At 68.9% G+C, this 12,238-nt stretch carries 11 protein-coding genes; 4 read left to right on the top strand and 7 right to left on the bottom strand.

All coding sequences use genetic code 11. The features are described 5' to 3' along the window. Nucleotides 1-57: 57 nt before the first annotated feature. Nucleotides 58-666: a TetR/AcrR family transcriptional regulator gene (locus GA0115233_RS30190; protein WP_093723515.1), complete on the top strand. Its 609-nt coding sequence runs from the start codon at nt 58-60 to the stop codon at nt 664-666. Between the two features lie 19 nt (nt 667-685). Here GA0115233_RS30190 and GA0115233_RS30185 read toward each other — a convergent pair whose 3' ends face one another. After that, nucleotides 686-1,300 (bottom strand): M23 family metallopeptidase, encoded by a 615-nt coding sequence (locus tag GA0115233_RS30185; protein WP_093723487.1) that lies wholly within the window; start codon nt 1,298-1,300, stop codon nt 686-688. Nucleotides 1,301-1,774: 474 nt separating this feature from the next. Here GA0115233_RS30185 and GA0115233_RS30180 point away from each other — a divergent pair, with 474 nt between their 5' ends. Further along, nucleotides 1,775-4,888 (top strand): NACHT domain-containing protein, encoded by a 3,114-nt coding sequence (locus GA0115233_RS30180; RefSeq protein ID WP_093723486.1) that lies wholly within the window; start codon nt 1,775-1,777, stop codon nt 4,886-4,888. A gap of 112 nt (nt 4,889-5,000) precedes the next feature. Further along, complete coding sequence (locus tag GA0115233_RS30175; RefSeq protein WP_093723514.1) at nt 5,001-5,633, top strand: HAD family acid phosphatase; 633 nt, start codon at nt 5,001-5,003, stop codon at nt 5,631-5,633. Between the two features lie 83 nt (nt 5,634-5,716). On the opposite strand, the gene GA0115233_RS30170 is transcribed toward GA0115233_RS30175, so the two are convergent. Further along, nucleotides 5,717-8,242, bottom strand: a complete 2,526-nt coding sequence (locus GA0115233_RS30170; protein ID WP_093723485.1) for an ATP-dependent Clp protease ATP-binding subunit — start codon at nt 8,240-8,242, stop codon at nt 5,717-5,719. A 430-nt stretch (nt 8,243-8,672) separates the two neighbouring features. Between GA0115233_RS30170 and GA0115233_RS30160 the strand changes: the two genes are divergently transcribed. Further along, nucleotides 8,673-9,305: an SCO3374 family protein gene (locus GA0115233_RS30160; protein WP_093723483.1), complete on the top strand. Its 633-nt coding sequence runs from the start codon at nt 8,673-8,675 to the stop codon at nt 9,303-9,305. Here the strand turns inward: GA0115233_RS30160 and GA0115233_RS30155 are convergent. The 5 genes from GA0115233_RS30155 to GA0115233_RS30135 form a co-directional block, all read right to left on the bottom strand. Further along, nucleotides 9,284-9,619, bottom strand: coding sequence for a histone-like nucleoid-structuring protein Lsr2 (locus tag GA0115233_RS30155; RefSeq protein ID WP_093723482.1), 336 nt, complete (start codon nt 9,617-9,619; stop codon nt 9,284-9,286). The two genes, GA0115233_RS30160 and GA0115233_RS30155, sit on opposite strands and share 22 nt — an antisense overlap. 216 nt (nt 9,620-9,835) lie before the next feature. Continuing rightward, entirely contained in the window at nt 9,836-10,384 is a 549-nt protein-coding gene (locus GA0115233_RS30150; RefSeq protein WP_093723481.1) for an amino-acid N-acetyltransferase, read from the bottom strand. A gap of 9 nt (nt 10,385-10,393) precedes the next feature. Continuing rightward, a complete protein-coding gene (locus GA0115233_RS30145) occupies nt 10,394-10,843 on the bottom strand; it encodes a BlaI/MecI/CopY family transcriptional regulator (RefSeq protein WP_255310407.1) in 450 nt (149 codons plus the stop codon). Between the two features lie 117 nt (nt 10,844-10,960). Continuing rightward, the gene (locus tag GA0115233_RS30140) at nt 10,961-11,140 is read right to left on the bottom strand and encodes a hypothetical protein (protein WP_093723479.1); all 180 of its coding nucleotides are present in this window, start codon (nt 11,138-11,140) and stop codon (nt 10,961-10,963) included. Nucleotides 11,141-11,170: 30 nt separating this feature from the next. Continuing rightward, nucleotides 11,171-11,842: a hypothetical protein gene (locus GA0115233_RS30135; RefSeq protein ID WP_093723478.1), complete on the bottom strand. Its 672-nt coding sequence runs from the start codon at nt 11,840-11,842 to the stop codon at nt 11,171-11,173. Nucleotides 11,843-12,238: the final 396 nt, after the last annotated feature.

Here is a 12,238-nt window from a genome sequence, read left to right as displayed (position 1 = left end):
ACTAGCCGGGCGTCAAGTAAGTTTTTGGCAAGCGCGAGGAGTACGAGGATGGGCGGCATGGGCGACACGGACGGCACCAGGCAGCGGCGCCGCGGCGACACCCGCCAGCGCATCCAGGACGTGGCCCTGGAACTCTTCGCCGAGCAGGGGTACGAGAAGACCTCGCTGCGGGAGATCGCCGAGCGCCTCGGTGTCACCAAGGCGGCGCTCTACTACCACTTCAAGACCAAGGAAGAGATCATCGTCAGCCTCTTCGAGGATCTGACGCGACCGATCGAGGAACTGGTCGAGTGGGGCCGGCAGCAGCCGCACACGCTGGAGACCAAGCGGGAGATCCTGCGGCGCTACGGCGACGTACTGCACGACGCCGCGCCGTTGTTCCGCTTCATGCAGGAGAACCAGGCCACCGTGCGGGACCTGAGCATCGGCGAGATGTTCAAGGAGCGCATGGCGGGCATGCGCGAGATCGTCATAGACCCGGACGCCGCCCTGGTGGACCAGGTCCGCTGCATCAGTGCCCTGTTCACCATGCACGCCGGGATGTTCGTGCACATGGAACTCGAAGGTGACCCCGAGGACAAGCGCAAGGCCGTCCTGGAGGTCGCCATCGGTCTGGTCACCCAGGCGCACGGGGGCGCCAAGGGTTCCGGGGATCAGACTCGTTAGAGCACCGGGGTCAAGCTCGTCAGAGCGAGAGGCCCTTGCCGCGCAGGAACGCGACCGGGTCGACCGCCGAGCCGAAGTTGGCGGTGGTGCGGATCTCGAAGTGCAGGTGCGGACCGCTGGAGTTGCCGGTGTTGCCGGACAGGGCGATCTTCTGGCCGGTCTTCACGACCTGACCGGTCTTCACCTGGATCTTCGACAGGTGGGCGTACTGCGAGTACGTGCCGTTGCCGTGCTTGATGACGACGGCGTTGCCGTAGGCGGGGCCGTCACCGGCGCCGTAGCCGCCGGCCTTGACGACTGTGCCGCCGTGGGCGGCGTAGACCTGGGTGCCGCTCGGGACGGCGAAGTCCTGGCCGCTGTGGGTGGACTGCCAGCGGGCGCCGCTCTGGGCGTAGCTCGCGGACTTCGTGTACTTCTTCACCGGCTTGACCCAGGAGGGGGCCTTCTTGGCCTTGGCGGCCTTGACGGCGGTCGCGGTCTTGGCGGTGGCGACGCTCTTCGCGGCGGCGGGCTCGGCGGCCGAGGCGACTCCGGCCCCCAGCACGACCGTCGCCCCCAGGGCGGCGGCCACGGCGGCGACGCGGTTGCGGAGCGTGGACGTACGGGAAGAACGGACGGAGACGCGCTGGGACATCGAGACCTCGTGGTGTCGGGGACAGGAGAACCACCCGGCGAGCGGGTGACTGCCTGGCGGCTGCCGGGCGGCTCGTCATTGGTAACCCCGGCGCCCATCTCGCCTCAAACGTGTGATCTACGACGGAAACTAGTAGTTCAGCACATCGCTGACGACTTCTTGACAGAGCACCCATGGCGGACGAAACCGCACATCACAGCCCTGCGAGCTCCAGAGGTCTGAACCAAAAGTCCGATTTGCCCCCACGGGCGCATCAACTATTCCGCCTAGTAAGGGACAAATCACCTGTGCGGCAAGTCACCGGTACCCAAGATCCAAGGACGTCGCAATGTGACCGGCGCTACGCTGACCTGCGTTGATATGACGACGGGGGAGGGCGGGTTGGACCCGGCATTCCGCTGCCGCGCAGTCAACGCCTTCGCGCTCCCGGTCCTCTCCGTCCTCGTCAGCAACCGCCCCAAGGAGTAGCCACCCGTGGAACCCGCAGCCATAGGCGTAAGGCTGGCGTCCTCCCTGGTGACGCCCCTGGTCAAGAAGCTGTTCGTGGTCGAGCGCTCCGGAGCCGTCCTGGTCGACCGCCCCGTGCGGATCTCCGGCTTCGTCTCCTTCCGCGGTGAGAAGCGCACCCTCGACCGCCCTGCGCTGCACAAGCTCTCCGCCGAGCTGGTGAGCCGGGCGCTGAAGAGCGGCGAGCGCCCAGTTCCCACCAGCGAGGAGGAGGCCGTCGTCCACGCCCTGACGGACACCCTGTACGCCCTCGGTGACCTGACCATGACCGACGTACAGGCCGTGGAGCTGGGACACGAGGCCCTCGCCGCGAGCCTGCGCAAATCCGCCGGCCACCCCGACCGCGAACTGTCCTACGACGCCGCGCAGCTCTACGACCGCCTGCTCACCACCGCCTGCCTGCACATCCTGAACTTCTTCACCCAGCGCTCCGCCTTCGCCGAACGCACCCTCGTCGAGCAGTCCCGCCGCCAGCGCGAACTCATCGCCAAGGTCGACGAGTTGATCGCCCGTACGCCACCCGTCGGCGGCACCGACACCCCCTTCGAACAGCGCTACCTGGCCTACATCACCACCAAGCACGGCCAGCTCACGATCTACGGCATCGACCTCGCCGACTCCCCCGACCGCTGGCCCCTGGACGCCGCCTACCTCAGCCTCCAGGCCCTGGGCCCCGGCGAGGACGAACGGGCCACCGGCGCGGGCGGCCCGCACATCACCTCCGCCGCCGGGGCGCAGCCCGCCGAGCGGGCGCTGTCCGCGCACGACCGGGTGCTGCTGCGCGGGGTCGCCGGTTCGGGCAAAACCACGCTGGTGCAGTGGCTCGCGGTGACCGCCGCCCGGGGTGAGCGCGGCGACACGATCCCGTTCGTGCTGCCCCTGCGCACCCTCGTCCGCCGCCCCGACGGGCTCCCGGCGCCCGACGCCTTCCTGTCCGCCGTACGCGTCCCCTTCCACGCGAGCCAGCCCGACGGCTGGGCCGACCGCGTGCTGACCGCCGGACGCGGGCTGCTGCTGGTGGACGGCATCGACGAGATCCCCGAGCGGGAGCGCGAACGCACCCGCCGCTGGCTGCGCGACCTCCTCGACGTCTACCCCGGCAACCAGTGGCTGGTCACCTCCCGCCCCTCCGCCGTACGCGAGGACTGGCTCGCCGCCGACGGCTTCACCGAGCTTGCCCTGCTGCCGATGAGCCAGGACGACGTGGCCGCCTTCATCGAGCGCTGGCACACCGCGGCCCGGACGGACGCCCCCGACCCGGAGCGTCTGGACGGCTACCGGCGCTCCCTCCTGGACGCCGTACGCACCAAGCCGGACCTCGGACGGCTCGCCACCAACCCGCTGATGTGCGGCCTGCTGTGCGCCCTGCACCGCGACCGGCGCGGCTACCTCCCGCACGGCCGCAAGGAGTTGTACGACGCCGCTCTGTCGATGCTGCTGGCCCGCCGGGACGAGGAGCGGGACATGTTCGGGCAGGGGCAGGTCTTCCTCACCGAGCAGCCCCAGATCCAGTTGCTCCAGCGGCTCGCGTACTGGCTGATCCGCAACAACCAGTCCGAGCTGGACCGCGACCGCGCCGAGCGGATCATCGGCGACGCCCTGCCGTCGCTGCCCGCAGTCGCCGAGCAGGGCGACGCCGGTCGGATCCTGCGCCATCTGCTGGTCCGCTCCGGTCTGCTGCGCGAACCGGCCGCGGGGACCGTGGAGTTCGTGCACCGCACCTTCCAGGACTACCTGGGCGCCAAGGCCGCCGTGGAGGAGGGCGACTTCGGACTGCTGGTGCGCGGGGCCGCCGACGAGCAGTGGGCGGACGTGGTCCGGATGGCGGTGGCGCACGCGCGTCCGCGCGAACGGGCCAAGCTGCTACGGGACTTGGGTGCGGCTGCCGAGTCGGCCGAGGGAGCGGTGAGCGCCCGGTTGCGGCTGCTCGCACTGGCCTCGCTGGAGCACGCGACGGAGCTGGACCCGGGGGTGCGGGCGGAGGTGGAGCGCGATGCAGCCTCGCTGATCCCGCCGCGGACCACGGAGGAGGCACGGGCACTCGCGGAGGTCGGCCCGCTGGCCCTGGAGCTGCTGCCGGGCCCCGAGGGGCTGGACGAGGAGGAGGCACGGGCGGTCGTCGTCACCGCGTCCCTCATCGGCACGGAGGCGGCGCTGCCGGTGCTGGCGCGGTTCCGGGAGCATCCGGCGGTGGCGGTACGGGCGCAGCTGTCGTGGGCCTGGGACCGGTTCCCGACGCAGCGGTACGGGGAGGAAGTCATCGCCCACCTCCAGCAGGAGGAGCTGTTCTTCAGCGCCCACTCGGCCGACCATCTCCGCTTTCTGTGCGGGCTCGGGGGCAGGCCCGCCGTTCACCTCGTCGGCGGTATCGCGCCGGAGGAGGTCCGAGCCGGGCTCGATGCCGGGAAGACGACCCGACTCAGCTTCGAGAACAACGACGAGCTGCGTGACCTGGAGTGCCTGTCCGGCCTGCACGGACTGTCCTCCCTCGACATCAGCCAGTGCTTCGCCCTGGAGAGCCTGGCCGGGGCAGCCCATCTCCCCCTCGCCTGGCTGTCGTTGGACCTCCTGCCGCGCGGACTTGACCTGTCCGTGCTCTCCGGCTCGCCCACCCTGGACCATCTCGACCTGGGGATCCTGCTGGAGGGCGAGTCCCTCGTCGAGGCGCTGCCCCGGGATCTGACTTTGCGCTATCTGCGGTTCACCAAGCACGCCTTGGAACTGACCGGACTGCGCGGACTGCGCCACTTCCGCTCGCTGCGCCTGCTCAGCCTGTCCAGGCTGACCTCGCCGCTCTCCCCCGCCGACTACGAAGAGATCACCTGCCTGCCGGAGCTGACCCATCTGCACATCGACTGGCAGCACCACGGCGGCTGGAACGGTCCCCCGCTGCCCGGCATCACGCACCTGAAGCTGAACAACTTCCAAGGCGCCGAGGACCTTTCCACGGTCCCCGCCCTGTTCCCGAACCTGCGCTCGGCCACCGTCGTCCCCGCCGCGAACATCACCCGGATCCCCGAGGAAACGCTCACCCCTCTCCCCCCCGACCGCACATTCGAACGCATCCGCCGCATTGTCTAATGCACGCCTCTAGCGCCCTACCCCCCAGTAACCCTACGGTTCCTCTCGCGCAACCCGGCACGACGAACATGCACACGACATGCTGGCCGTACGCGAAGGGAACCTCCCACAGATGACCACCCGACGCCCCTGGGCGCTCCGCATAGGCGCCACCGCAGCCTCCGCAGCCGCCCTCGTCGCTCTCGCAGGCCCCGCCGAGGCCGCCACCAGCACCGGCGCGCAGACCGTCGCCACCGCCGCCGCCACCGCGGACGTCGACTACAACACCTGGCAGAAGGACTGCCGGCTGGTGATGGAGCGCGCGCTGCCCGAGATCAAGCAGCGGATCGCGAACGCCAGGCCGGGCGAGAAGCAGGCCATCGTCTTCGACATCGACAACACCACCCTGGAGACCGACTTCGGCTTCAGCTACCCCCAGCCCGCCAACAAGCCGGTCCTGGAGGTCGCCAAGTACGCCCAGGAGCACGGGGTGGCCCTGTTCTTCGTGACCGCCCGCCCGGGCATCATCTACGCCTTCACGGACTACAACCTCAAGTACCGCGGCTACAAGGTCGCCGGACTCTACGTCCGCGGCTTCCTGGACCTGTTCAAGGACGTCGCCGACTACAAGACCGCCCAGCGCGTCGACATCGAGAACCGCGGCTACACGATCATCGCGAACATCGGCAACAGCGCTACCGACCTCTCGGGCGGCCACGCCGAGAAGACGTACAAGCTGCCGGACTACGACGGCCAGCTGTCGTAAGTAACAGAGCCCCCGGGCAGACGAGAGGGGCCGGTGCCATCGTGGCACCGGCCCCTCTCGCTCGCTCCGAGGAGCGGTGAGGCTTACGCCTCCTTGCTCAGGTTCGGACCGGCACCGCCGGCCGCCTGCTCGATCGGCGGGACGTCGGGCAGCGCCGACTTCTCCTCACCGCGGAAGGTGAAGGTCTGGGAGTCGCCCTCACCCTCGGTGTCCACGACCACGATGTGACCGGGGCGCAGCTCGCCGAAGAGGATCTTCTCCGAGAGCGTGTCCTCGATCTCGCGCTGGATGGTGCGGCGCAGCGGACGCGCACCCAGCACCGGGTCGTAGCCCTTCTTGGACAGCAGCTCCTTGGCGGACTGGGAGAGCTCGATGCCCATGTCCCGGTCCTTCAGGCGCTCGTCCACCTTGCTGATCATCAGGTCGACGATCGCGAGGATGTCCTCCTGCGTCAGCTGCGGGAAGACGACCACGTCGTCGACGCGGTTGAGGAACTCGGGCCGGAAGTGCTGCTTGAGCTCGTCCGAGACCTTGTTCTTCATGCGCTCGTAGTTGGTCTTCGTGTCACCCGCGGCGGCGAAGCCCAGGTTGAAGCCCTTGGAGATGTCCCGGGTGCCGAGGTTGGTCGTCATGATGATGACCGTGTTCTTGAAGTCCACGACCCGGCCCTGGGAGTCGGTCAGACGACCGTCCTCCAGGATCTGCAGCAGCGAGTTGAAGATGTCCGGGTGGGCCTTCTCGACCTCGTCGAAGAGGACGACCGAGAACGGCTTGCGGCGGACCTTCTCCGTCAGCTGGCCGCCCTCCTCGTAGCCCACGTAACCGGGGGGCGAACCGAAGAGACGCGAGACCGTGTGCTTCTCGCTGAACTCCGACATGTCGAGGGAGATCAGCGCGTCCTCGTCGCCGAAGAGGAACTCGGCGAGCGCCTTGGACAGCTCGGTCTTACCGACACCGGACGGACCGGCGAAGATGAACGAACCACCGGGGCGCTTCGGGTCCTTCAGACCGGCACGCGTACGGCGGATCGCCTTCGACAGCGCCTTGACGGCGTCGACCTGGCCGATGACCCGCTTGTGGAGCTCGTCCTCCATGCGCAGCAGACGCGAGGACTCCTCCTCGGTCAGCTTGAAGACCGGGATGCCGGTGGCGGTCGCGAGGACCTCGGCGATCAGCTCGCCGTCGACCTCTGCGACGACGTCCATGTCGCCGGCCTTCCACTCCTTCTCCCGCTTGGCCTTGGCGGCCAGGAGCTGCTTCTCCTTGTCGCGCAGGGAGGCGGCCTTCTCGAAGTCCTGCGAGTCGATCGCGGACTCCTTGTCCCGGCGGACGGAGGCGATCTTCTCGTCGAACTCGCGCAGGTCCGGCGGCGCGGTCATCCGGCGGATCCGCATCCGGGAACCGGCCTCGTCGATCAGGTCGATCGCCTTGTCCGGCAGGAAGCGGTCGGAGATGTACCGGTCGGCCAGGGTGGCGGCCTGGACCAGCGCCTCGTCGGTGATGGAGACCCGGTGGTGGGCCTCGTACCGGTCGCGCAGACCCTTGAGGATCTCGATGGTGTGCGGCAGGGACGGCTCGGCGACCTGGATGGGCTGGAAGCGGCGCTCCAGGGCCGCGTCCTTCTCCAGGTGCTTGCGGTACTCGTCCAGCGTGGTGGCACCGATGGTCTGCAGCTCACCGCGGGCCAGCATCGGCTTGAGGATGCTGGCGGCGTCGATCGCGCCCTCGGCGGCGCCCGCACCCACCAGGGTGTGGAGCTCGTCGATGAACAGGATGATGTCGCCGCGGGTGCGGATCTCCTTGAGCACCTTCTTCAGGCGCTCCTCGAAGTCACCGCGGTAGCGGGAGCCGGCGACCAGCGCGCCGAGGTCGAGGGTGTAGAGGTGCTTGTCCTTGAGGGTCTCGGGCACCTCGCCCTTGACGATGGCCTGGGCGAGGCCCTCGACGACGGCGGTCTTGCCGACACCGGGCTCACCGATCAGGACCGGGTTGTTCTTGGTACGGCGGGACAGCACCTGCATGACCCGCTCGATCTCCTTCTCGCGCCCGATGACCGGGTCGAGCTTGGACTCACGAGCGGCCTGGGTGAGGTTCCGGCCGAACTGGTCGAGGACCAGGGACGTCGAGGGGGTGCCCTCGGCAGGCCCGCCGGCGGTGGCGGTCTCCTTGCCCTGGTAACCGGAGAGCAGCTGGATCACCTGCTGCCGCACCCGGTTGAGATCAGCGCCCAGCTTGACCAGGACCTGGGCGGCGACGCCCTCGCCCTCACGGATCAGGCCGAGCAGGATGTGCTCCGTGCCGATGTAGTTGTGGCCCAGCTGAAGGGCCTCGCGGAGCGACAGCTCCAGGACCTTCTTGGCACGGGGGGTGAAGGGAATGTGGCCCGAGGGCGCCTGCTGGCCCTGGCCGATGATCTCCTCCACCTGCTGGCGGACCGCCTCGAGCGAAATCCCGAGGCTCTCAAGGGCCTTGGCGGCGACACCCTCACCCTCGTGGATCAGGCCCAGGAGGATGTGCTCGGTGCCGATGTAGTTGTGGTTGAGCATCCGGGCTTCTTCCTGAGCCAGGACGACAACCCGCCGCGCGCGGTCGGTGAACCTCTCGAACATCGTTAATCGCTCCTCAGAGCGGTCAGGCAGTGGGGGGAACTTCCCCTCCCTGTCCTTCCGCAGCTTAGTCCCGCAAGCGGGGACCGCTCATTCCAACTGCCGACACCGTCGATGGCCTCCTGACCCCGAACGCCGACATCTGCTCCAACCTGATGGTGCGAGACGATGTTCCCGCAGGCCAGGCAGTTACCCGCTTCGCCAGTACGCCGATGGCGAACGTGAGACGTCCTGTACTGCGTGTCGCCCCCTCCCACTAGGGATGTCTTACCCGCCGTCACTGACAGTCCATGCCGCGCGCACCGGTTCCCTCCGCTACGGGCGAACAACCTCACGCTTCCCCGCACCCCCGTACGCCCCCTCGGTCGACACTCTGCGCACCCATGAGGACACCCAGCGTAACTCGCGGGGCTTTCCGGCGGTTGCACTTGTCATGGTTGGCAGCCTCCCTCCGGGCACCCCTCAGGTCACGGCGGTCCCGCCCCCTCGCCGGCCGCTCGATACGAGCGATCAGGTCCGCCGGTGGTACGAGAACGAACTGGGGTGGCCGACGGTGCCCGGAAGTCCTCCGGGACTCCGGCTGGGCCTGCGCTTCGACGTCCTGGACGTGCCGGCCGAGGCGGGCCGGGCGGCGCTGCGCCATCTGGCGCCGGGCTCCCCGGTGGCCGTCAGGGGTGACCGGATGCGCCTGCTGGTGGCCGCGGGCAGCGCGGAGGAGCTGCCGGGGGTGCTCAGCTGGCTGGAGTGGGACTCGCTGCCGCTGGACCTCACGGTGACGGGTGAGGGGGGCGTCATGAAGGCGCCCGCGCCACCCGGCTCCGGCGCGACCGGCGGACCCGGCTCCCGGGAGTGGGCCGGGGGCCGCCCGGACACGCCGCAGGGGGTCGCCGTATGGCTGCGACCCCCCGAGCCGGGGTGCGAGGTCGAGGCCTCGCTGCCGACGCTGTCGGCCTTGGGGGGCGGTGGGGACGCCCCCGATCTCGTACGGCTCCTGAACACGGTGGCGACACACTGCCACCGATTGCGGCTGCGCCGCGTATGCCGTCAGCCGTTGGCCTTCTCGTAAGCCTCGCGAATGGACGCGGGAACACGGCCGCGGTCATTGACCTCGTAACCGTTCTCCTTCGCCCATGCACGGATCTGGGCGGTGTCCTGGCTGCCGCCGGAAGCGGCGCGCGCCTTTCCACGCCCACCCGAAGCACGGCCTCCGGTACGACGACCACCCTTCACGTAAGGCTCAAGAAGGCTGCGGAGCTTGTCCGCATTGGCGGTCGTGAGATCGATCTCGTACGTCTTGCCGTCCAGCGCGAACGTCACGGTCTCGTCCGCCTCGCCGCCGTCGAGGTCGTCGACAAGAAGGACCTGAACCTTCTGTGCCACCGGATTTCCTTTCATCGATAACTTGCGGGCCGGGGTCTGCGGCGTCCCGCCGTTTCGCCGCCCCCTGTTATATGCAGTACTGCAGTACGTCGGAAAGCAAACCGCTTTTGCTGGAAAAACACAAACCCCTGGGAGAGACTCTCGGCCTCCTCCCCGCCCGGAAACATGAAGTTTCGGACATAGGCGACCGCTACCGCGGCTTCGGCTTACCGGCGATCACAGATGCAGAAGCATCCGGCTGTTGCCCAGGGTGTTCGGTTTCACTCGTTCGAGACCGAGGAACTCCGCGACACCCTCGTCATAGGAACGCAACAGCTCGGCGTACACATCGGTGTCGACCGGCGTCTCACCGATCTCGACGAAGCCGTGCTTGGCGAAGAAGTCCACTTCGAAGGTCAGGCAGAATACCCGGCGAACACCGAGCCATCGCGCGGTCTGCAGCAACTTCTCCAGCAACTGGTGACCGACACCCGCGCCCTTGAGTCCGGGCTTCACCGCGAGAGTGCGGACTTCCGCGAGGTCTTCCCACATGACGTGCAGGGCGCCGCATCCGACGACCTCGGCGTTGTCGTCCCGTTCCGCGACCCAGAACTCCTGGATGTCCTCGTAAAGCGTCACCGTGGCTTTGTCGAGCAGGATGCGACCGCGGACGTAGGCGTCAAGCAGGCGGCGCACCGCCGGGACATCGCTGGTGCGGGCCCGTCGGACGGTGATGGCTTTTGCGGTGGCTTCCGGTCTCTCTGCCGGTGAGCTCTGTGCGGACATGACCGGACGCTATCGCCCGTCACCCTCCGGTGCCGAGCCGGGGTTCTCCGCGGGAGTAGCGGGAGTATCCGAGCCGCTATCGGCTTGCCCCGCTTCTTCCGGTCCTTGGGCGATGCGGATGGCGTCCCGAAGGGCTTGTCGCTGTTCCTCGCTCATCATGCCGAAGAAGGCGACGAGGGCGGCGGCGGGGTTGTCGCTCTGCGCCCATGCGTCGTTCATCAGGGCGGCGGCGTATGCGGCACGAGTGGAGACCGCCTCATACCTATAGGCCCGGCCTTCCGCTTCACGGCGCACCCAGCCCTTCTGATGGAGATTGTCCAAAACGGTCATCACCGTGGTGTACGCGATGGTCCGTTCCTGTTGAAGATCTTCGAGGACTTCTCGAACGGTCACCGGGCGGTTCCACTTCCACACCCGCGTCATGACCGCGTCTTCGAGTTCTCCCAATGGGCGAGGCACAGCTCAGCACAATAGCGCTTTACCGGGCAAACAGACACAAAAAGGGCGTACGACTCGAAGTGGGAGTCGTACGCCCTTACGCCGTTGCCGACGCCTGTGAACGCTGTCGAAGCCGCCTCAGCCGTCGACGCGCCCCGCGCCCTGCTGGGCCCTCTCGGCCCGGGCGAGCGCCGCGTCGACGGCGGCGTCCTCCTTGGTCTTGTTGGCGCCGCCCTGGGTCTTCACGATCACCCGGATGACCGCACCGAAGAAGACAGCCATGACGACGGGGGGCAGAAGCGCGGAGACGTAGTCCATGCCTCCAGAGTAGCGAGGGGGGCGGTGGGCTCAGCCGGCGGCCAACTGCTGCGGCGGCTGGGCGGGGGGCGGGGTGGGCTTGCGCCGGGGGAAGACCTCGCCGGGCGTGGGGATGGGCCGCCGGGGCTGCTGGGGCTCCGCGGGGCTCGCGGGCTCGGGGCCGGTGCCCGGCTTCTCGGCGGGCGGGGTGGCGGGCTTCTTGGCGGGTTCCTGCTCGGGGTCGCCCTCAGCGCCCCTGGCGGACCCCTCGGAGAGCCCTCCAGGAAGGGCGTGGAGGCGGGTACGGCAGGCCGGGACGACGGGGGTGACCGTGGCGGCCCCCAGTCCCGTACGGCGCGCGAGACGGGCCCGTACGTCCTGCTCGGCCATCACCTGGCAGCGCTCCAGCAGCGCCGCGGCGACGGGATTGCCCCGCAGGGCGCGCAGTCCGGCGAGATCGTCGGGCTCCGGCCGGTATCCGGCACCGAGCGCTTCTTCCAGCAGGGCGAGATAACCGGCGGCGGTCCCGGGCAGGGCGGCGCGATACCGTCCGAGATCGGAGACCAGGAAGGCACGCAGCCGAGCGCCCTCGCGCATCGCTTCGTCCAGTGACTCGGCGAGACGGAGACAATCCTGGACGTCCTCGGCCGAGGCGGGGTCGGGGTTCAGGGCAAGGGCGAGCGCGCGTCGGAGCACACGCAGCTCCTCGACGCCGAACGCCATGCCACCGCGAGATCCGTATGGCGTGGGCATGAACCGACGGTACGCGCTAATCAGACAAACTCGACATAACCCCACCCCACGACGCGCCAAGATCCACCCGGTTGCCCAGGCAACGGCTCCGCGAGCACTCCGCCCGGCCACTTCCAGCCCGTCCGACGCCTGAGGACGAGGCCCGGCCACCCCCCAGCCATTCCGGCGCGCTTGAGGACGAGGCCCGCCCCTCCAGCCCGTCCGACGTTCGAGGACAAGGCAGACGGCCACAGAGCCCGGCCACCCCAGCCCGTCCGGCGCTTGAGGACAAGGCCGCTTCAGCCGACCCCCACCCACCCAAACCCCCACCCACCCGCAGACGGCCACAGAGCCCGGCCACCCCAGCCGGTCCGGCGTTCGAGGACA

Source organism: Streptomyces sp. DI166, from assembly GCF_900091315.1.
In the GTDB taxonomy this organism is placed as follows: domain Bacteria; phylum Actinomycetota; class Actinomycetes; order Streptomycetales; family Streptomycetaceae; genus Streptomyces; species Streptomyces fuscus.
The sequence above is the reverse complement of the archived record's forward strand: the minus strand, read 5'-3'. Positions and strand labels throughout refer to the sequence as shown.

Coding starts and splice junctions, on each gene's coding strand:
- GA0115233_RS30190 (WP_093723515.1), top strand. CDS start 58: ATGGGCGACACGGACGGCACCAGGCAGCGGCGCCGCGGCGACACCCGC.
- GA0115233_RS30185 (WP_093723487.1), bottom strand. CDS start 1,300: ATGTCCCAGCGCGTCTCCGTCCGTTCTTCCCGTACGTCCACGCTCCGC.
- GA0115233_RS30175 (WP_093723514.1), top strand. CDS start 5,001: ATGACCACCCGACGCCCCTGGGCGCTCCGCATAGGCGCCACCGCAGCC.
- GA0115233_RS30170 (WP_093723485.1), bottom strand. CDS start 8,242: ATGTTCGAGAGGTTCACCGACCGCGCGCGGCGGGTTGTCGTCCTGGCT.
- GA0115233_RS30160 (WP_093723483.1), top strand. CDS start 8,673: ATGGTTGGCAGCCTCCCTCCGGGCACCCCTCAGGTCACGGCGGTCCCG.
- GA0115233_RS30150 (WP_093723481.1), bottom strand. CDS start 10,384: ATGTCCGCACAGAGCTCACCGGCAGAGAGACCGGAAGCCACCGCAAAA.
- GA0115233_RS30140 (WP_093723479.1), bottom strand. CDS start 11,140: ATGGACTACGTCTCCGCGCTTCTGCCCCCCGTCGTCATGGCTGTCTTC.
- GA0115233_RS30135 (WP_093723478.1), bottom strand. CDS start 11,842: ATGGCGTTCGGCGTCGAGGAGCTGCGTGTGCTCCGACGCGCGCTCGCC.